Origin of the sequence: Gordonia sp. NPDC003585 (genome assembly GCF_040610755.1) — a bacterium.
Classification (GTDB): domain Bacteria; phylum Actinomycetota; class Actinomycetes; order Mycobacteriales; family Mycobacteriaceae; genus Gordonia.
This window is the reverse complement of sequence record NZ_JBEXMX010000027.1, coordinates 1-19,478: the sequence shown is the minus strand read 5'-3', so window position 1 is coordinate 19,478 and position 19,478 is coordinate 1. Positions and strand designations below refer to the sequence as shown.

Sequence of the window (19,478 nt, the reverse complement as noted above, 5' to 3'; positions counted from 1 at the left end):
GCGTCCACCATCGTCTGGCCGACTCTCACTGCGGTGGCGGCAATTCCAGCGCCCGGGAATGGCGCATCCGCCAGGTGAGGTAGGCAATTCCCAAGCGGGCCTTGCCCAGGCCGTCGAAGGGGTCGAATCCGAGTTCGCCCGAGAGGGTTTCGACACGCACCTGCATCGTCGAATGATGAATGTCGAGTTGGCGGGCGGCCTGCCGGGCACTCGAGGATTCGACCAGGGCGCGCAGTGTTGCCGGAGCCCAGGTGTGTTCGGCGAAAAGGACTTCGAGGCGGTCGACGTCGGGATTGGCCGCAGTCGATGGCGACTCGGCCAGCAGGTGGATCAGGCCGCCGTAGCGTTCAGCGTCGACAGCGCTGTTCGCCGGACGCTCGCACAGCCGAAGCGCAATGAGTGCGGTGCGGAACGACAAGGCCAGGTCGGGAATCGAACCGGCTACCCCGAGCCCACAGGGCGCGGCCGGGGCGTCGTCGGCCGTGACGGAGGCGGGAGCGACCACTGTGTGGATCGTGCCGAGGGAGGTGGAGAGAACATCGCTCGGCCAATTCGGATGCGACGCCCATTCTGCGAAGAGCGGCTGCGCCAGTACGCGGTACCGCTTGGACGGTGAGAGTCCGAGTCGGGCAGCGGCCTCGGACCGCTCGTCCACCGGGTGGTCGCGGCTGAGCAGAACCGCGATATCGCGCCGAGCGGCGTCCGGACTGGCGCCGGATCGTCGGATGCCGACCGCGAGTGCAAGCCGTTCCAGGATGATGGCGTCGTTGGCCTCTTCGGGTCCGGTGCGCTCGAGCCACACCGCGGCGTCGGCGTCGACGTCGTGGCTGAGTCGGCCAGTGGGCGGATCGCCGGTGAGCGTCTCCCCGAGAGGCGTGACGCGAGGGCCGAACGAACATCCGGCGGGACAGCCGGCCAGGGCTGCGGCGGTGGCAAGCAGTCCATGAATATTCACCTGGCCGACGATGAGTTCGTCGAAGCAGGCAATGACCCGCAGACCGAGACTTGCGGTCGGATCCAGAGCGGCGATCCGACCGAGGAGTTCTTGCACGACGCCTCCTGAGGTCCGGCCGAGATGATGTCGTCGACCCTACGCCGCGTCGCCGGTGGTCAGGCCGAGTCCGGCGACGCGGCAGCGGTCAGTGATCGAGCGCGCGGTACACAGCGGTCTCGAAATCGAGGTAGCCGCCCACCGATGCCGCGTCGGCGAACGGGAAGATCTGCGTCGCCCAGTAGCCGCCGATCTTGTTCTGCCGGTCGATCCAGTAGTAGAGGTTCGCCAGACCTGCCCAGGCCAGAGCGCCGGCGGGCCGGCCGGTCGGCGCGTCCTCGTCGTTGATCATGAATGTGAGCGCCCACGACTTCGGCATCCCGGGAAAGAACTCGGCATCGTTGGACAACGCCGGGATCACGCCGGGCAGCATCTTCACCTTGAGGCCGCCGAGATGATTGCGCTCGGCATCGGCCACAGTGTCCGGTCGGAGAATCTGTGCGCCCGAGTCCGCGCGTCCGTCGTTGAGCCACATGCGAATGAATGTGAGGTAGTCGCCCACGGTCGAGTAGAGGCCGTGTCCGCCCATGTGCACCTCGGGGTCGTCGGGAAGTGCGAAGCCATGATCGGGAGTCAGCGAGCCGTCGGCGTTGCGATGGTGCATCGTGGCGGTCCGGCTCCGCATGTCGTCGTTGCGAGTGAACGAGGTGTCGGTCATGCCGAGCGGGTCGAGGATGTTCTCCGTGACCACCTCGCCGAGTCGCTGTCCGGCGATCGCCTCGATGACCAGTCCTGCCCAGTCGATGTTGCTGCCGTACTCCCACTCGGTGCCCGGGTCGAACAGCAGCGGGCTTCTCAGTGAGGCCATCGACGAGGTGACGATGCTGGGTTGGCCGTGTTCGGTGGCGAGACGGTTGTAGGTTTCATTGAAGAAGTCGTAGCCGAAACCCGCTGTGTGGGTAAGGAGTTGACGGGTGGTGATTTCCGACTTCGGTGCCCGTAGGCGAGGTTGCCCGGCGTCGTCGAATCCGTCGATGACCGACACCTCACCCAGTCGTGGCTCGTACTCGCGCGCGGGTGCATCGAGATCCAATTGGCCGCGCTCGACGAGTTGCAGCGCCGCGGTGCCGGTGATCGCCTTGGTGGTGGAGAAGATCGCGAAGACCGTGTCGGTGGTCATCGGAGTGTCTTCGTCGAGAGCTCGCCGCCCGGAGGACTCCAGCACGATGGTCTCGCGGTCGGTGGTCACGCCCGCGACCACACCGGGTACGCGGGCCGAGGCGGCCGCGATGACCGCGTTCGCGGCGTCGCCAAGCTTCTCGGGGTCGATGGTGGATGCACTCATTGTTTTCCTTTCCTATGGGTCGCTCGAGGATCGGTGAGCGGGCCGTCAATCAGCGAGCATGCGCTGTACCCACGAAAAGCGGGTGTGCAGCATCGCTTTCGCCATCGCGGTGTGCGGGGCGAAGATGTCACAGGCGTGGAACGCGCCCGGCCAGACGTGCAGTTCGGCGTTGACTCCGGCCGCCCACAAACCGTTGGCGTAGGCAACGACCTCGTCGCGGAAGATCTCGCAATCGCCGACGTCGAGGAATGCCGGTGGCAGCCCACGGAGGTCCTCGGCGCGCGCGGGAGCGGCATACGGAGATACGGCGTCGGTTCGGTACGCGTCCTGAAGGTATGCCTGCCAGCCGGTTTCGTTGGACACCCGATCCCACACCCCGACGCCGTCGAACTGCTGTGTGGATGGCGCGATCCCGCGGTCATCGAGCATCGGGTAGGACAGCAACTGGCCGCGGATGGCCGGTCCGTCGCGGTCACGTGCGGCCAACGCCAACCCCGCCGCGAGACCACCACCGGAACTGGCTCCCGCGACCAGGAGTCGACGCCGATCGATGCCGACGCGCTCGGCATTCTGGGCCGCCCAGTCGAGGGTCGCGTACATGTCTTCGCGCGCATATGGATCGGCGAACTCTGGAGCCAATCGGTACTCGGTCGAGATCAGCACTGCACCAAGCTTTTCCACCCAATTCAAGCTGGCGTCGAGCGCGTTGAAGCGATCCCCGAACATCAATCCGCCGGAGTGGGCGTAGACGATGGCCGGCCGCCGCGACGTCATCCCGATCGGAGTGAAGATGGATACGGTGACCGGGTCGCCCCGATGTCCCTCGATGGTTGTTTCGTGATGGGCCACGGCTCGTCCGCGCATCGTTTCGGCCAACGGGCGTGAGGCGTAGGACTGCCGCATGAAACCGATCAGGTCGGGTGTGACCGTGGGTGGAAACGTGCCGCCCACCACGGCGAGGCTGGCACGCAGCTCGGCGTCGAACGGTGGGCCGCTCTCCGCCGAGCCCGTGGGGTGTGTCATGGGACACAGTCTAGGAATGATGTGACCGAGCTGAAACCGCCGACATGACGGAGTTGGTGGTGGTGTCGACCGCCAGACGGCGGTTGCCGTTCGGGCAGGCGCCAGGGGGCCGGAGACTTTCGGCGAGAGCTTCCAGCCTCGTACGTCTGTGCGAAAATTGAGGGCGACGTGCGTAGAATCCGATGGATTGCCCACCAGGAGGACCAATGAGCTCAGGCGAAATCCCGTCCATCTCAGGTCGATTCGGTGATCCGATCACCATCGACGAACATACGACGTTCATCCCGGTGAGTCGGCGCGGGCTGTTCGGTCGCCCAGTTGCCATGGGCGCGTTCACAATCAGCGATGGAACTGCCACCTGGACGCCGATTGTCGATCAGGGGAGGGTCGCGCTCATCGGCGTGGTCACCGGACTTGTCGCCGCGACCCTGGGCTCGGCAGCGGTGTTCAAGCGACCGCCGTGGCCGACGATGACGATCGTCGAGGACCGGGGGACCGCCAGCTAGGTAGCGGACCGCGAGCGGCGTTTACGTGTCATCGCGCTGTGAGTGATCGCGGAACTCAGCGCGGGTGCCGGTAACAGGGAGACCTGTCTGTCGCTGCGGATTCCGTCGAGAATGAAGGTCAGGTAGCGCTCGTACAGATCGGGTGCGACGTCGCGGGTGCTGTCCATGATCGGCGCCATCGCCGACTGGATGAACGTGACGTCGGTCGGGGCGAAGTCGTCGCGAATAGCACCCGCCGTCTTCGCGCGCTCCACCAGTTCGACGATCAGCGGTGCGATGCGGACGCGGACGTCGTTGATGCGTTCATCCCCGAGCGTCGGATCGTCCATGATCTGGTGCAGCCCGCGGTCGCCGAACTGCATCCGCAGGGTGCGGCGCAGGTAACTGGTCAGGGCCAGCCAGGGATCCGGTTCATCGAGTGCTTCCCGGGCGACGGCCTCGACGGCCTGCAGCCGCTCCTCGAAGAGCGCGTCGATGATCTCGCCCTTGTTGGCGAACCGCCGGTAGGCGGTACCCACTCCGACGCCCGCGTGGTGTGCGATGTCGTTGAGGGTGACGTCAAGACCCTTCGCGGCGAACAACTCCCGGGCGGCTTCCAGCAATCGCTCGCGGTTGATCTGTGCATCCTTGCGGAGCGGTCGTGCTGCGTCCGCCTGTGCCATGACGTGAACCCTAGCATAATCGGATTGACCATATCCGCTTAGCGAGTATCGTGGTAAGCGGACAAACGATATCCGGTAACGGAGGAACGCGAGATGAAGTACACCAAGAGCGGCGGCCAAACCGGTGCCGGACCGGCCGACTGGTTCACCGGCACCGTCCAGATCGACGGCATTCGCAACCCAGATGAACAGACAGCCATCGGTTGCGCGCACGTCCGGTTCTCGCCCGGCGCGCGCACCGCCTGGCACCACCATCCGAAGGGCCAAACCCTGTACGTCACAGACGGTATCGGCCTCGTTGCCACCCGAGACGGTGTCGTACAGGAGATCCGGCCCGGCGACGTGGTCTACATCGAGCCTGGCGAAGAGCATTGGCACGGCGCGACAGCCGACCGCTTCATGGCGCACGTCGCCATGCAGGAGGCCGACGAGAACGGCGAGGTCGTCACCTGGCTCGACCACGTCACCGATGAGGAGTACACAGCGTGATTCTCGACGAAACCTACACACTGTCCAACGACGTGACGATTCCCAAGCTGGGCATGGGGACGTGGTTCATCGACGACGACAAGGCCGCCCAGGCGGTACGCGACGCCGTCGACGTCGGCTACCGCAACATCGATACCGCGCAGGCATACGGCAATGAGCGCGGCGTCGGTGAAGGTGTCCGCACCAGCGGTGTCGCCCGCGATGAACTGTTCGTGTCCAGCAAACTGGCTGCCGAGATCAAGAACTACGACGACGCCGTCAATGCGATCGAAGGATCACTGTCGACGATGGGGCTCGATTACCTCGACCTGATGCTGATCCACAGCCCGCAGCCGTGGGGCGATTGGCGCGGCGGCGACTACGCCGAGGGCAACCGCGAAGCGTGGCGTGCGCTCGAGGACGCCCACAAGGCGGGACAGCTCCGGTCGATCGGGGTCTCCAACTTCGAGGAGCACGATCTCGACAGCATCCTGGCGGCCAGCACGGTAGCGCCGCACGTCAACCAGATCCTTGTGCACGCGGGCAACACCCCGGCCGAGCTCATTGCCTACTGCGACGGGAAAGGCATTCTCGTCGAGGCGTATTCACCGATTGGCCACGGTGAGATCCTCCACAATCCGGACATCGTCGCGATTGCCGAGCGCTACGACGTCACGGTGCCCCAGCTGTGCATCCGCTACACACTGCAGCTGGGGGCGGTGTCTCTGCCGAAGACCGCCAATCCCGAGCACATGCGGAGCAACGCGCAAGTCGACTTCACGATCTCCGCCGAGGACATGAACACGCTGCGCGGCATGCACATTCGGGACTACGGCGAAGCGGGCGCATTCCCGGTCTTCAGCGGGAAGTGACGTGAGTAGCGGCCGGCCGGTATCAAGTGAAGGTATCCGTTGCCCATATCCTCAGTTACGCAATCAGGTGAAGATATGGCCGATCTAGCTCACACGGCGGTGCCGCCGGTCAGATAGTGATCGATCGCGGGACCCATGCGGGCGGCGAGGTCGCCGATGTCGGCGTCGGCGATGTCGGGTTGGCGCAAGACGAACCGCATCATGAGGATTCCCAGGACGTGGCTGGCGATCAAGGCGATGCGGAGCTCGCGATCCTCGGCGAGTGCGAAGTCACCGAGCACCATGGTCGCCATCCCGATGAAGAAAGCACGCATCCGTTCGGCGACCTCGTCGTGTGTGACGGCGATGCGCAACAGCGCGATCGCACGTTCGCGCTGCGCCGCGTCGTTCTCCCAGATCGTCAGCACGCGGGTGACGAACTCGGTTCCGAGATGTGGGGCGTAGGCGTCGAGTCCGCCGAGAACGGCGGTCGGGTCGACCTGCGGGCGCAGGGCCTCGACGGTCAGTGCGTTCTTGTTGCCGAAGTAGTGGTGGATCAGGGCGGGGTCGACGCCGGCACGTGAAGCGATGGCGCGCATGGTGGTTCGGTCGAATCCGCGTTCGGCGAACAGCTCTCGGGCTGCGGTCAGGATCGCCTCCCGCGAGTCCGGTCGTCCGGCATCGAGGCGCGGTCGCCCCCGTTTTCGTTCGCTCATGGGTCAATCGTGCCGGGCGAGAACCAGCATCTTCTCCTCGATGGTGGCCGGCACGGGCGTGATGGTGGCGGGAATGCCTGCCTGATCGAGGATCGCATCGAGCTTGGCCGTGTCGGTGTCGGCGACGCGAATTGCGCGCCCGGACAGGATGACCGGCACACTCGCCGCATTCAGGACCGCGAAGGCCTGCTGCCAGTCGTCGGTGCTCACCGATACTGCGCGAGTGTCGCCGATGATGTCGGCTTCGCTGCCGTGTGCGACGAGCTTGCCCGACGACATCAGCAACAGCCGGTCGCATTCCTGGGCTTCTTCCATGTAGTGGGTGGTGACGAGAACGCCGGTGCCCTTGTCGGATTCACCTCGGATGGTGTCCCACAGCCGTGCACGGGACAGGGCGTCGACCCCCGAGGTCGGTTCGTCGAGCACAAGTGCGGCAGGGGAGTGCGCGAGGGCGACGAGGAACGCGATCCGTCGTTGCGCGCCGAGCGGGAGCTCGCCGACCAGGGTGTCGGCATGCGACCGGAGATCGTCGGGCAAGGCCGGTGTTGTAACACCATAGGTTCCGGTGGAGAAATCGAGATTCTCGGCGACGGTCAGGTCCCGATACAAACCGAGGTTCTGGGGGACATAGCCGAGGCGTGCGCGCCGGTCGCGATCGGGCGGACCGTCGAACAGGGAGGTTGTGCCCTCGGTGGGTCGGAGTAGTCCCAGGAGTATGCGGATCAGGGTGGTCTTGCCGGCGCCGTTGGCTCCGAGCAGCCCGACGACCTCGCCGGGCTTGACGTCCATCGTGACGTCGTCGACGGCGGTGAAGTCACCAAACCTCTTGGTGACCGATGTGGCGCGAATGACTGCGTTGCTGCTCATGCCGGCGCTCCCGCGGCCAGCTGTCGTTGCAGCGACAGTGAGATGACGATGTCCTCGAGGTCGGGTTCGACGACAGAGCCCGGATCGATGTCTGCGGGCGTCGAGCCGTCGGGCCAGAATTCGTGACGCTCGTGGCCACGACGCCACGACCATTCAGGTCGCACCGGTCGGGTTGCGCGCGTGATGGTTCCACGAAATCCGGCCCGGACGTCGTCGTAGGAACCTTGCGCGAGGGTGCGTCCACCGTCGAGTACCAGGAGTGAGCCCGCACGCTCGGCCTCGTCGAGGTAGGTCGTCGACATGATCACCGCGGCGCCATCGGCGGCGCACTCGGAGATCATGCGCCACAGATCGATTCGGCTGACCGGATCGACGCCGGTACTGGGTTCGTCGAGGATGATCAGCTTCGGGCGGTGGATCATGGCCATCGACGCGGCCAGTTTGCGACGCATGCCACCGGACAGTGCCGACGCCAGCCGGTCGGCGGCGACGCCGAGACCGGCGCGAGTGATCATCTCCTCACGGCGTTCGGCCAGTTCGGCTCCGGAGAGCCCGTAGATACCGCCGACGAAATCGAGGTTCTGCCGGACGGTCAGCGCACCCCAATTACCCGGTCCCGCAGGCAGAAAGCCCAGGCCGTTCTTGTCGGGCGACGTCACCTGTCCCGAGTTGGGAATCACCTTGCGCGCAAACGCCCGCAGCAGCGTGGTCTTGCCCGCACCGTCACCGCCGACCACCGCGACCACGGTGCCGGCGGGCAGTTCCACCGACACGCCGTCCAGTGCTACTGTGTCGCCGAACTGGACGGATATCGATGTGGCCGAGGCGATCACGAGGCATCGGCCGGTGCAGTGACGCTGCGCGCCTTGGGTGCATTGGGCGCCAGGTCTCGCCGGAACCGCAACGTCGCTCCGGTGAACACCACGACGGCCATCACGGTCAGAATCAGCAGCGGCAGCCAGAGCGAAGATATCGGCGCGCCTCGGAGCATGACACCCTGGGAGATCATCGTGAAGTAGGTCAGCGGCAATAGGTAGCCGATCCAGCGCACGCCGGCGGCCATGGCGTCGAGCGGAAAGATCATGCCCGACAGGAGGATCTGGGGTAACAGGAAGAAGAAAGCCGTTTGAATTGCCTGGCCGGTGGTTTGCGAGATCGTCGATATCAGCACGCCGAGGCCTAGTACGACGAACAAGAAGATCCCGCCGCCGAGCGCGAACGTCAACACATTTCCGTTGAAGGGAACACCGAACAGCCACATACCCAACAGGGTCACGATAATCATGTCGATCGCCGCGAGCAGGAAGTAGGGGGCGATCTTGCCCAGGATCACCTGGCTGGGCTTGATCGGCATGACGGCCAACTGTTCCAGTGTGCCCGCTTCCCGTTCGCGCACCAGGCCGATGCTGGTGACGATGGTTCCGATGAAGGTGAGGATCAGCCCGATGATCGCGGGCACCATCACCCAGGAGGTCTTCAGGTCGGGATTGAACAGCACCTGCGTCTTCACCATGTTGCCGGCCTTGTTGAGGGCGGCAACCGTGGACTGGGCCGAGAACAGATTGGAGCCGTCGACCAACGCCAGAGCCGGTGTCTGTCCGGTGACGATCGCGACGTCAACCTTGTTCTCCTTCAACAGGTTCACCGCGTCCTGCTCGGTGTCGCCGGGCTCGATGGTCTTGACGTCGAAGTACGACGGCAGTTGGTCGGCCACCTGCTGGGCTTGTGGACCGACGACCGCCGTTTCCGTCGAGGAGACGAAAAAGTTTGCGGCGTAACCGAATATGACCAGCAGCAGCAACGGGAGCGCAATCAACATCGCGAGCGTGCGCGGATCGCGCCGCAACTCGCGGAACTCTTTGAGAATCATCGCACGCATGCACTTGAGCTTAAGACTCAAGCGGGAGAATGTCACCAGTTGTTGAATATTTCCTCATTGACTCCCGTCGGCACCGCTGCCTATGGTCATACACCATCCAATGAATGTATGGCGTAACGCGGAGGCTGGGATGGGGCTACTGGGTGGGCGTGCTGTCGTGATGGGCGGCAGTGTTGCGGGGATGTGCGCGGCCGGTGCGCTGGCGCCGTATTTCGACGAGGTCGTCGTGCTCGAACGCGACCTCATACCCGACGACGCCGAGCATCGGCGCGGAGTGCCACAGAGCAAGCACCCGCACTTCCTGCTCAACGCGGGTCGCCGCGCGATGGACACCCTCTTCCCCGGCTACGAAGACGCTTTGATCGACGCCGGAGGAATGCATCTCATGCCGTCGATGGCGGCCGCGCATTGCGAAGGCAGCGGCTGGATTCCGCGGCAGGAAAGCACCATGACCATGGTGTATGCGTCGCGGCTGCTGATCGAGCGCACCTTGCGCGGCAAGCTGCGTGAGCTCAGGAATGTTCACGTCGTCGAGGGCGTCAACGTCGAGGGCATCGAGATCGTCGGTGACGCCGAGTCGGGCGGCCGGGTCACCGGCGTGTGGGCGACCGGCGGTGACGACGGCCCCGACCGTCGGCTGATCGAGGGTGACCTCGTTGTCGACACGCTCGGTCGCGGATCGCTCGTGTCGGACTGGCTGGTCAAGGCGGGCTGGCCGGAGGCGCCGGTGCAATCGCTCGACGCCGGGGTCACCTACACCACCCAGTGGTTCCAGAAACCGGCCGATCTGCCGGAGTCCTGGTGGTGGCACCAACTGTCGGTGATGCCGACCAGCGACACCGGTCCGCACCCGCCTGAACACGACTTCCTGTGCCAGATCTTCCCGATCGAAGGCGACCGAGTGCTCGTGACCATGGGCTCCTGGGGGCACCCGATGCCGCGCAAGGAGAACGACTTCTACGACGCCGCCACTCGGCTCCGGACCCCCGTCTTCGCCAAGATCATGGCGTTGTGTGAGCCACTGTCGAAGGTGTTCGTCACCAAGTCGACCGGCAACAAGCGGCGTCGTTTCGACGAGCTCGAGAACCCGCCCGCCGGCCTCATCGTCCTCGGTGATGCGATCTGTGGCTTCAATCCCTTTTACGCACAGGGGATGACGTCGGCTGCCAAGAGCGCCGTCCTGCTGAGCGACATGCTCGACGTCGAGCTGCGTCGCGGTCAGGCCCTGCTCGACGCCGCCTTCCCGCAGCGATACTTCGCGGCGCAACGCGAATTGCTGGACGACATCTGGGTTCTCGCGCTGGCCCGAGACCAGGGCTACGAGAACGCCGAAGGAACCGAGATCGCGCCCCGCTGGCGCCAGCGCATCGCCGCCCGCGCGGGATGGCCGATCTTCAACCTGATCTCGGCGACGAGTCGTGAGGACAAAGCGGTGGAGAGTGCCTTCACCGCGGTGTTCAACCTCGAACAACCGGTCACCGCGATGGTGACCAGTCCGCGAGTGCTGTTCGGACTGGCCAGGTTTGCCATCAAACGTGCAGTGGGTCGCAACCGGCTGCCGATCGGATTCGATCCGCAAGCCGACCCGCCGTCGGACATCTATCGCGATGGCCGGCCCCAGCCGGGTGGCCCGGCCACGGTGCTCCCGCGCGTGCAGGTGGTCTGATCATGGCGGTATCGTGCGACACCGGATCACCCGCCTACATCATCACCCGCTACCTGGGCTTCGACTGTCAGGACTCCAATCCATTTGTCACACTCCGGAATCCATTTGGCCTCGACAACTGGACGCTGCCTGTGCTGGAGCTGACGATCGTTGTGGGCGCGATCCTCGCACTCGTCCACGCGATCCGGCGCCTGCGCAACGATGGTGACGCCACCAACCTCGCGCTGTGGTTCGGTGGACTCGTCTACCTTTTCATCATCGAGCCACCGCTGTACTTCCCGGAGTGGTTCGGCATGCAAGACGCGATGGGATTCATGTTCTCCCACAACGTCTTCACCGTGCAGTTCATGTACGACCGGCTACCCTTGTACATCGTTGCGTTCTATCCGGCGCTCAGTCAGGTGGCCTACGAGATCGTGCGTGCCCTGGGAATCTTCGACGGCAGCAAGGGATCCACGCTGCGGGGTGCCGTCGGTGTAGCACTTGTCTACCAGGCGTTCTACGAGATCTTCGATCAGCTGGGACCGCAACTGAAGTGGTGGGCCTGGAACGTCGACGAGCCGTTCTACGGACCTGACTCCGCCAAACTCGGCAACCCGTCGGCGGTTCCGTTGATGGACTCGGTGCCCTTGAACAGCGTGTGGCTCTTCGCTTCTGTGTCGTTCGGTGTCCTCGTCTACTTCTGCGCGAAGCTGGTCGCCGACCCCACGCGAGCCGGGAATCCGCCACGCGGGTGGTCGTTGACGTGGCGCACCGTGGTGGCCGGGGCTCTGGCAGTCGTCTGCATGCCGCTGTTCAGCATTCCGACCGCGGTATTCGGCCGCGAGAACGCCAACCTGACCGGCCAGACGATCGTGCTCGGCATCGAGATCGCCCTGCTGTGGCTGGTCGGCGGCTACATCCTGGTGACGCATTGGTGGCGTCACCGCCGAAATCCGTCAGGAACCGCTGCGCGGACCGCGCGGCCGTTCCTGCGGGTCTTCCCGGTCCTCTACCTCGCCGTGCTGGCCATTCTGTGGATCACCGCTCTGCCCGACGTCATCGGCGCATCCGACGGGGTCACGGTCAATGACACACCGACTGGCAACCTCTTCTACGTCGTGTGCTGTTTCGTGGTCGCCGGGACATCGCTCACCGCGGCGTTGCTCCGTGGACGCGCTGCGGTCGAGATTGAGCAGCAAGCGGCTCCGGCGACACCGTCGGCCAGCGGCTCATGAGAAAATCGTCCGGGTGAGAACACGTGGGTGGCAGGGTGACCTGCCGCGAAACTCGGAAGAGGCGCGGTCGCGCATCCTGGACGCGGCCATCCGCTGCGTCGACCGATACGGCGCGCAGAAAACCACCCTGGCCGACGTGGCCAACGAGATCGGCGTCACCCGCCAGACGGTCTACCGGTATTTCCCCACGGTCAACGACATGCTTGCCGCGGTCGCCGCCGCCGGCGCGCAGGACTTCCTCGATCGCATGGCTGTCGACCTCGCGCACGTCACCACAGCGCAGGACGCGATCACCGAGACGATCATCTACTGCCTGCGGGTGCTGCCCGACGAACCGGCGATCGGCCTGCTCGTGCGCGCCGGGGAGACCGAGTTCTTCACAAAGGAGGCCACCACGGCCGGTGCCATTGCGCTCGGTGCGTCGATGCTTCGCCGGCTGTCGGTGGACTGGGAAGCCGAAGGCTACGACGAGACGGCGATGCAGGGGCTCGCCGAAATGGTGATGCGCATCTGGCTCAGCTTTCTGCAATACCCCACGCACCCGCCACGTACCGACGACGAACTGCGAGAGTTCTTGCGTGCCTGGGTGTGTCCGCGAGCGCGCACGTCGTCGTAGCGTCTCCGCTGGCGGAGCCCCTCCCGCTGGCTGAGGTGCGAGGAGCGCTAGCCGCCGGGCTGAGGAGCCCCATGCGAGGTACGAGCATGGAGCGTCTCGAAGTCGACGAGCCTCGAAGCCCCTGGTGACCGTAGCTACGTGGTCGTCTAATTGCCTTGTCTCACTAGCCCTTCGAGGCTCTCGGCTAGCGCCTCGAGCACCTCAGGGAGCGGGGGGGGGGGGCGATCGGCGAAGGGCTCGTTACGTCAGTCGGCGCCGACAAAGGTGGCCAGAATCGTCCGGATTACCGCCATGCCGGGCTCGATCGACACCGATGGATTGACCGCACGCTGGACGCCGAGTCCGAAGGTGGTCGCGGTCAACATCCCGGCCAGTTCCCGGGCTTGCTCGTCGGAGATGGCCCCCAGGCCGAGGTGATCGGCGGCCTGCTGGATGACCGACACCATCGTGTCCCGCATGCCGGTGTGCATGGTCATGATCATCTCGGCCACCCGACGGTCACCGCGCGAATCAAGCGAGAGTTCCATCTCCAGCATTGTCCAGCCGACGTCGCCGATGGTGTCGCTCATCCACTTCTCCAGCCCATGCTGAAGGTCAGAGACTCCGTCGCTGCGGGCCACGATGTCGGCGACCTCGGCGAGTTTCTCCTGCTGCACACCCTGCAGGACGACGCGGCAGAGGTTCGCCTTGTTCTGGAAGTTGGAGTAGACGGCTCCCTTGGAGTAGCCGGCGTCGTCGGCGATCTGTTCGAGGCTTGTGGCGCGATAACCGTCGCGCAGAAAGCGCACACGTGCGGCGTCAAGGATCTCGCGTCGAGTGATGGCCTGACGGTCGGCCCTGCTCATTCGCGCCACCGTCACACTGTAGCGTGACAACGGCCATTGACATTCTCGAAGTATCCAAATACCGTCGGTATCCGAAATGGCGACGGCGAGGATATGCATGCGACGACTCACAGCGCGACCCCTGTCCGACTCGGTGGTGGTGATCACCGGCGGTGCTCGCGGAATCGGAGCGTCCACCGCCGAAGTGTTTGCGGCTCAAAGATCTTCGGTATGGATCGGTGACCTGGACGCCGACGTGGCCCAGGAGACCGCCGCAGGCTTGCCCGGTGTGCGCTCCGCGGGCCTCGACGTGCGGGATCGCGAGTCGTGGCAGACGTTTGTCGACGAGGTGATTCGTGAGTCGGGTCGTATCGACGTGCTCGTCAACAACGCCGGCGTGATGCCACTCGGTCCGTTCCTCGACGAGGCCGACGACGTCATCGACCTGACCTTGGACGTCAACGTACGAGGCGTCATCAACGGAATGCGGGCGGTCGCCCCGGAGATGATCCGCGGCGGGGGCGGGCGCATCGTCAATGTGGCGTCGATGGCGGGACGGTCCCGATTCCCGGAATGGTGGCCTACAACGCCAGCAAATTCGCCGCGCGCGGTGTATCACTCGCTGCGCGAAGGGAACTGATCGAGCAGGGTGTGGTGGTGTCGACCGTCCTGCCGTCGGCGGTTCGGACCGAACTGTCGTCAGGCGCTCCGCTGGGGCACGGCATGCCGACCGTCGACCCCGTCGAGGTGGCCAAGGCCGTCGTCGGCGCCTCTCTCAGCGGTGCGCGTGAGGTCTCGGTACCGCGCTGGTTGGGGCCGGGCTGGTCGCTGGTCGACGGCCTCGTACCCGAATGGCTGGAGTCCCGTGCGCGGCGGCTCATCGGTGACAATCGCGCGTTGACCTCGCTCGATGCCGATGCGCGTCGCGCGTACACCGACCGGATTGCCCGTCACGCCGGCAGTGCCGATGTGGCCTCGCGAGGAGGGAACCGATGAGCAAGACCGCGATCGTCATCGGCTGCGGCGGCACGATCGGTGGGGCGTGGGTCGTAGCCGCCCTACACGCGCTGGCCGAACAACTCGGGTCCGAACCCCGCGACGCCGATGTCCTGCAAGGAACGTCGGCCGGCGCGGAACTCGTCACCATCATCGGCGGCGGCGCCGACATCGACGAACTCGTTGCGATGCAGCGCGGCACCAGCGCCGACCTCCGATTGCGTCGCCACGTCGTCGACACGCCCTTCGGCCTGCCGCGGATCCCGCGTCCGCCGCTGCTTAATCCGAGACTGCTGCGATCACAGCACGGACTGGCGGCGCTCACCGGCATCGCACCGACCGGACGTGCCGATGCCGCGTGGCTGCAACGACTGGCGGACGGGTATGCCGACTCGTCGGGTTGGCTCGCTCACCCCGATGCCCGCATGGTCGCGTTCGACTACCGCGCCGGTCGGCGAACCGTATGGGGCGGAACCGAACCCGGATCTATCACCGTTGGTGAGGCATTGCGATCATCCTGGGCGATCCCCGGCTGGATGCCGCCGGTCGTGATCGACGGCAGGTCCTACGTCGACGGTGGCGCGGCATCGACCGCCTCCGTCGATCTCATCGAACCCGAGGATGCCGACGTCATCTACGTGATCGCTCCGATGGCGTCACATCCTGGAGTGCGTGTACCCGGCGTGGGTGGACTGATCGAGCAGGCCGCGTTGCGCGGACCTATGTCGAGCTTGTTGCGCCGGGAGGTCGCCGAGGTTCGCGGCCGCGGCACTCAGGTGGTCGAAATTCTGCCCACTGCAGCCGATCTCGCTGGACTCGGGGCCAACTTCATGAACCGAGGGCGTCGCGCCGAAGCGTTCGAATCCGCCATGCGCACTGCGTGGCACACCGTTCGGCGTGCTCTGAGGGAAAGCAAGGCCGGTGGATGACCGCGCCGCGAATCCTGATCATCGGAGCAGGGGTCGCCGGCATCACTGCGCTGCACGTACTGCGTGAACGCGGATACACCGACGTGGCTGTTCTCGAGAAGGGCGACGACGTCGGCGGTGTGTGGCACTGGAATCGGTATCCGGGTCTGACGTGCGACGTACCGTCGCAGATCTATCAGTTCGGGTTCGCCCCGAAACCCGACTGGATTCGAATCTGGGCCGACGGCAGCGAGATTCAACGCTACCACCGTGATGTCGTCGAACAGTTCGGGCTCGCACCGCACATCCGGTGCAACACCGAGGTGACCTCTGCCGCCTGGGACGACGACGCCCGCACGTGGGCGGTCTCGACGGCAGCGGGCGAGGATCTGGTCGTCGACGTCCTCATCTGTGCCACCGGTGTTCTCCATCATCCCGCCATTCCTGACATTCCTGGTCTGGCAGAGTTCGACGGCCCGGTGGTTCACACCGCGCGCTGGGACGGCGATGTGGTGACCGACGGCAAACGCATCGCTGTGATCGGCACGGGATCGACCGGGGTTCAGGTGGTTTCGGCACTGCAGCCCGCGGCCTCCTCGATCGTCCACTTCGTCCGGTCGCCGCAGTGGATTCTGTGGGCACCCATGGGAATTCGGCAGTCACGAGTTGTGTCGTCGGTTCTGCGACGACTCCCTCCGGTGCATCAGACGCTGACAAAGTCACTGCTCTGGGGCTCAGGAATTCTTGCCGACATCACCACCCGTCCGAGTTGGCGCCGCCGGCTCGTCCAAGCGTACGCACGTCTGTCGTTGAGGGTTCAGGTACGCGACCGTGCGCTCCGTACGGTGCTGACCCCCGACTACGAACCGCTCTGCAAACGACAGGTCGTGTCGGGCACGTACTACCGTGCGATCCAGGCACACAATGCAATTCTCGTCAACGATCCGATTACGGAGATCACCGCTCAGGGCATTCGGACCGCCGACGGCACAACGCATCCCGTCGATGTGGTCGTGCTGGCGACCGGATTCCATGCGCACAACTACACGCGGCCGATGACCGTGTCCGGGCGAGACGGTATGACGCTCGACGAGGCGTGGGCCGACGGGCCGCGCGCCTACCGGACCCTCGCAGTTCCTGGGTTCCCCAACATGTTCACGGTGCTGGGGCCGAACTCGCCCACCGGTTCGATCTCGCTGCAACTCACCTCCGAACTCACCGCAGGCTACATCGCCGACCTCCTCGATCACCTCGAGCAGACGTCCAGCGCAACGGTCGAGGTGACCGAGGAAGCGACCAAGAAGTTCAATGCCGATGTGACGCAAGCGATGACACCGACGGTCTGGAACACCGGTTGTAACTCCTGGTATCTCACCCCCAACGGTGCCGTCGACCTGTGGCCGTGGGACAAGCCGACTCTCACCAGAATGCTGGCGCATCCCGATCTCGATCACTCGACGTTCGCGCCGCGGATGGTGCGCAGGTGCTGTCGGCACGTTGACGCATCCGGCGCGCAGGTGCGAATCAGTTCACCGATAGCGTGGGTCGTCGCGGCTGACGTTCGGCGACATTGTGCGCGAGCGCTTCTCGGAGTGCTCGCACGGCTGGATGTCCGGCTCGACCGGCGCGCACCGCGGTGTACAGGATGCGTTCGGGCCTGCCGGGCAACTCGATGAGTTGGGTGCCCTCGAGGTGATCCGTCGCGATCAGGGCGGGTACGAACGCGACCGCGTGGCCGGTGCGCACGAGGTGGGCGTGCAGTAGCGGATCCGGCCCCTCGAACCGCACCCGAGGTTCGAAGCCCGCGCTGCGGCACATGGCACGGGCCCAATCCCCGCTCGCGCTGCCCGGCGGGTCCAATGCCCATGGGGTCGAGGCGAGTTCGGCGATGGTGCCGGGCCGTGCGGCCCACGGACCGTGCGAGGGCACGGCGAGGTAGAGCGGATCGGGCGCGAGGTCGGTTCGGTCGGTTCCCTCGCGTACCGGGTCGGGGAGGCCGGGGTACTCCTCGCCGAGAATCACGTCGAACAGGCCGGACAGCAGGCCGCTGAATGCCGCGTCGACCTCGCGCATGGTGATCTCCACCTCGAGAGCCGGGTGGCTCTGCTCGAGCAGTGTCAGCACGCGCGGTGCGATCTCGAGGACCACCGTCTGGAACGACGCCAGGCGCAGCGTTCCGTGTACGGCCGGTTGCGCGGCGGCGAGATCGGATTCGGCCTGCTCCAACTGCGCGAGCACCGCCTCGGTATGTGCGACGAGCGTGAGTGCGTCGTCGGTGAGACGGACGCGTCGGCCTACGTGCTCCAACAGTTGGACACCGGTTTCCCGTTCGAGCATTGAGAGCTGCTGTGAGATCGCCGACGGCGTGTACGACAACGCCTGAGCGACCTGTGCGAGCGTTCCCCGCAGGTGGAGTTCGCGCAGGATTCGCAGCCGTGCGACGTTCAGCATCCTGCCTCCATTGGTTAGCTGAAGTGATGATACAGCGCCAGAAACATTCACTGGACTGATCAATTATGCGAGTCGATGCTTGATGCGTGAGCACGACGGCACGCACTCCCGCATCTGCTCCCGCAGTGGGGATGATCCTCGGATCATGCGTATCGCTGCAGTTCGGGGCGGCGATCGCGGTGCACCTGTTTCCGGCCATGGGCTCGTGGGGCGTCACCACGATGCGCTTGGGACTGGCTGCCGCGATCCTCCTGGTCGTGGTTCGCCCGCGAGTGCGACGGTGGACCTGGTCCCAGTGGCGGTCCGTCGGGTTGTTCGGACTCGCACTGGGCGGGATGAACGGGTCGTTCTACTGCGCCATCGAGCGGTTGCCGCTGGGCGCGGCGGTGGCCATCGAGTTCCTGGGACCACTGCTGCTGTCGGCCGTGCTGTCGCGTCGCGCCGTCGACCTGGCCTGGGTTGCGCTGGCGTTCACCGGTATCGGCCTGCTCGGCGTCGAGAGCGCGACGCAGGCTGATTCGCTCGATTTCGTCGGCGTTCTGTTCGCCTTGGTGGCCGGATCATTCTGGGCGCTCTACATCATCGCGAGTGCGCGAGTCGGCGACGCAGTGCCGGGCGCCGGCGGACTTGCTGTCGCACTGGCATTTTCGACGGTGTTCGTGTTGCCGTTGGGAGCATCAGGCGCAATGCGTGCGCTCGATGACCCAATTCTGCTGGTGGGTGTTCTTGCGGTTGCCGTGCTGTCGTCGGTCATCCCATACACGCTGGAATTCGCTGCGCTGCGCCGACTTCCGCGACATGTCTTCAGCATCCTGCTGAGCCTGGAGCCCATCGTCGCGGCACTTGCCGGCTGGGTGTTGCTGAATCAGCCGACCGGGCCACTACGACTCGCGGCCATCGACTTGGTCATCGCCGCCAGCATCGGCACCGTGGTGACGGCCCGGTCGGTGTCAGGGCGTGACGAGCGACTTGATGGCGCGACGTTCGTCCATGGCGGCGAAGGCCTCGGCGATGTCGCTGAGCGGGAGGTCGAGGTCGAAGACCAAGCCGGGGTGGATCTTTCGCGACCACGTCAGATCCATGAGGTGAGGTAGGTAGGCTCGGCAATTCGCCGGTCCGCCCTTGATGCCGACGTTGCGCCAGAACAACTGGTCGATGGGGAGATCGCCGTGCGGCACCCCGACGAGCCCGATGTTGCCGCCATCGCGAACAGAGCCCGCCGCCTGCAGCCGGGCTCCTTCGGTGCCAACGCACTCGAGGACGCAATCGGCGCCGATGCCGCCGGTCAGATCCTTGATCTTGGCGATGCCCTCGTCGTCGCGTTCGGGGACGATGTGGGTGGCGCCGAATTCGTTCGCGATCTTCTGGCGTGCCTCATGACGGCTCATGGCGATCACCGTCTGGGCACCCAGCTGCCGCGCGGCGAGCACCGCGCACAGGCCGACGGCCCCGTCGCCGACGACAGCGACACTCGTGCCGGGCCCGACACCTG

General features: G+C 65.4%; 19 protein-coding genes and 3 pseudogenes. 11 read left to right on the top strand and 11 right to left on the bottom strand.

Annotated elements, in window-relative coordinates:
• Positions 1 to 25: 25 nt before the first annotated feature.
• From ABZW74_RS09675 to ABZW74_RS09665, 3 genes are all read right to left on the bottom strand, one after another.
• A complete protein-coding gene (locus ABZW74_RS09675) occupies positions 26 to 1,051 on the bottom strand; it encodes a PucR family transcriptional regulator (protein ID WP_355275875.1) in 1,026 nt (341 codons plus the stop codon).
• Positions 1,052 to 1,139: 88 nt separating this feature from the next.
• Positions 1,140 to 2,336: a serine hydrolase domain-containing protein gene (locus ABZW74_RS09670; protein ID WP_355275873.1), complete on the bottom strand. Its 1,197-nt coding sequence runs from the start codon at positions 2,334 to 2,336 to the stop codon at positions 1,140 to 1,142.
• 45 nt (positions 2,337 to 2,381) lie between these two features.
• Positions 2,382 to 3,359, bottom strand: a complete 978-nt coding sequence (locus ABZW74_RS09665) for an alpha/beta hydrolase fold domain-containing protein (protein ID WP_355275871.1) — start codon at positions 3,357 to 3,359, stop codon at positions 2,382 to 2,384.
• A gap of 206 nt (positions 3,360 to 3,565) precedes the next feature.
• Here ABZW74_RS09665 and ABZW74_RS09660 point away from each other — a divergent pair, with 206 nt between their 5' ends.
• Positions 3,566 to 3,865, top strand: coding sequence for a hypothetical protein (locus ABZW74_RS09660; RefSeq protein WP_355275869.1), 300 nt, complete (start codon positions 3,566 to 3,568; stop codon positions 3,863 to 3,865).
• Here ABZW74_RS09660 and ABZW74_RS09655 read toward each other — a convergent pair.
• Complete coding sequence (locus ABZW74_RS09655; protein WP_355275867.1) at positions 3,862 to 4,527, bottom strand: helix-turn-helix domain-containing protein; 666 nt, start codon at positions 4,525 to 4,527, stop codon at positions 3,862 to 3,864. The two genes, ABZW74_RS09660 and ABZW74_RS09655, sit on opposite strands and share 4 nt — an antisense overlap.
• Positions 4,528 to 4,620: 93 nt before the next feature.
• On the opposite strand from ABZW74_RS09655, the gene ABZW74_RS09650 reads away from it, so the two are divergent.
• Together ABZW74_RS09650 and ABZW74_RS09645 are read left to right on the top strand one after the other, a co-directional pair.
• Positions 4,621 to 5,016: a cupin domain-containing protein gene (locus tag ABZW74_RS09650; protein WP_240857772.1), complete on the top strand. Its 396-nt coding sequence runs from the start codon at positions 4,621 to 4,623 to the stop codon at positions 5,014 to 5,016.
• Positions 5,017 to 5,069: 53 nt separating this feature from the next.
• The gene (locus tag ABZW74_RS09645; protein ID WP_240857845.1) at positions 5,070 to 5,867 is read left to right on the top strand and encodes an aldo/keto reductase; all 798 of its coding nucleotides are present in this window, start codon (positions 5,070 to 5,072) and stop codon (positions 5,865 to 5,867) included.
• An 89-nt stretch (positions 5,868 to 5,956) separates the two neighbouring features.
• Here ABZW74_RS09645 and ABZW74_RS09640 read toward each other — a convergent pair whose 3' ends face one another.
• From ABZW74_RS09640 to ABZW74_RS09625, 4 genes are read right to left on the bottom strand one after another with little or no spacing between them, the layout of a single operon-like run.
• Positions 5,957 to 6,562, bottom strand: a complete 606-nt coding sequence (locus tag ABZW74_RS09640) for a TetR family transcriptional regulator (protein WP_355275865.1) — start codon at positions 6,560 to 6,562, stop codon at positions 5,957 to 5,959.
• 3 nt (positions 6,563 to 6,565) lie between these two features.
• A complete protein-coding gene (locus tag ABZW74_RS09635) occupies positions 6,566 to 7,429 on the bottom strand; it encodes an ABC transporter ATP-binding protein (protein ID WP_240857770.1) in 864 nt (287 codons plus the stop codon).
• Positions 7,426 to 8,262, bottom strand: a complete 837-nt coding sequence (locus ABZW74_RS09630; protein ID WP_240857769.1) for an ABC transporter ATP-binding protein — start codon at positions 8,260 to 8,262, stop codon at positions 7,426 to 7,428. The genes ABZW74_RS09635 and ABZW74_RS09630 overlap by 4 nt, the downstream gene beginning before the upstream one ends.
• Positions 8,259 to 9,308 carry an ABC transporter permease gene (locus ABZW74_RS09625; protein WP_240857768.1) on the bottom strand — a complete coding sequence of 350 codons (1,050 nt, stop codon included), beginning with the start codon at positions 9,306 to 9,308 and terminating at the stop codon, positions 8,259 to 8,261. The genes ABZW74_RS09630 and ABZW74_RS09625 overlap by 4 nt, the downstream gene beginning before the upstream one ends.
• A 100-nt stretch (positions 9,309 to 9,408) precedes the next feature.
• On the opposite strand from ABZW74_RS09625, the gene ABZW74_RS09620 reads away from it, so the two are divergent.
• Genes ABZW74_RS09620 through ABZW74_RS09610 form a run of 3 tightly spaced genes read left to right on the top strand, consistent with a single transcriptional unit; the run spans position 9,409 to position 12,807 of the window.
• The gene (locus ABZW74_RS09620) at positions 9,409 to 10,974 is read left to right on the top strand and encodes a hypothetical protein (RefSeq protein ID WP_355275862.1); all 1,566 of its coding nucleotides are present in this window, start codon (positions 9,409 to 9,411) and stop codon (positions 10,972 to 10,974) included.
• A 2-nt stretch (positions 10,975 to 10,976) separates the two neighbouring features.
• Positions 10,977 to 12,191 (top strand): hypothetical protein, encoded by a 1,215-nt coding sequence (locus ABZW74_RS09615; RefSeq protein ID WP_355275860.1) that lies wholly within the window; start codon positions 10,977 to 10,979, stop codon positions 12,189 to 12,191.
• A gap of 13 nt (positions 12,192 to 12,204) precedes the next feature.
• Entirely contained in the window at positions 12,205 to 12,807 is a 603-nt protein-coding gene (locus ABZW74_RS09610; RefSeq protein WP_355275858.1) for a TetR/AcrR family transcriptional regulator, read from the top strand.
• Positions 12,808 to 13,052: 245 nt separating this feature from the next.
• Here ABZW74_RS09610 and ABZW74_RS09605 read toward each other — a convergent pair whose 3' ends face one another.
• Positions 13,053 to 13,652 (bottom strand): TetR/AcrR family transcriptional regulator, encoded by a 600-nt coding sequence (locus tag ABZW74_RS09605; protein ID WP_355275856.1) that lies wholly within the window; start codon positions 13,650 to 13,652, stop codon positions 13,053 to 13,055.
• A 76-nt stretch (positions 13,653 to 13,728) separates the two neighbouring features.
• Here ABZW74_RS09605 and ABZW74_RS09600 point away from each other — a divergent pair.
• From ABZW74_RS09600 to ABZW74_RS09585, 4 genes and pseudogenes are all read left to right on the top strand, one after another.
• A pseudogene (locus tag ABZW74_RS09600) lies at positions 13,729 to 14,270 on the top strand (SDR family NAD(P)-dependent oxidoreductase); the annotation flags it as partial.
• Positions 14,271 to 14,288: 18 nt separating this feature from the next.
• Complete coding sequence (locus tag ABZW74_RS09595; protein WP_355275933.1) at positions 14,289 to 14,627, top strand: hypothetical protein; 339 nt, start codon at positions 14,289 to 14,291, stop codon at positions 14,625 to 14,627.
• Positions 14,624 to 15,556: a patatin-like phospholipase family protein gene (locus ABZW74_RS09590; protein ID WP_240857762.1), complete on the top strand. Its 933-nt coding sequence runs from the start codon at positions 14,624 to 14,626 to the stop codon at positions 15,554 to 15,556. The genes ABZW74_RS09595 and ABZW74_RS09590 overlap by 4 nt, the downstream gene beginning before the upstream one ends.
• A pseudogene (locus ABZW74_RS09585) lies at positions 15,553 to 16,980 on the top strand (NAD(P)/FAD-dependent oxidoreductase); the annotation flags it as partial. The gene ABZW74_RS09590 and the pseudogene ABZW74_RS09585, both read left to right, overlap by 4 nt.
• Before the next feature lie 79 nt (positions 16,981 to 17,059).
• Here the strand turns inward: ABZW74_RS09585 and ABZW74_RS09580 are convergent.
• On the bottom strand, positions 17,060 to 17,986 hold the full coding sequence (locus ABZW74_RS09580) for a LysR family transcriptional regulator (protein ID WP_240857760.1): 927 nt from the start codon (positions 17,984 to 17,986) through the stop codon (positions 17,060 to 17,062).
• Between the two features lie 131 nt (positions 17,987 to 18,117).
• Between ABZW74_RS09580 and ABZW74_RS09575 the strand changes: the two are divergent.
• Positions 18,118 to 18,903, top strand: a pseudogene (locus tag ABZW74_RS09575) (EamA family transporter); the annotation flags it as partial.
• Positions 18,904 to 18,936: 33 nt separating this feature from the next.
• Here ABZW74_RS09575 and ABZW74_RS09570 read toward each other — a convergent pair.
• A partial coding sequence (locus ABZW74_RS09570; protein ID WP_355275853.1) for a zinc-binding dehydrogenase occupies positions 18,937 to 19,478 on the bottom strand: 542 nt, incomplete at its 5' end.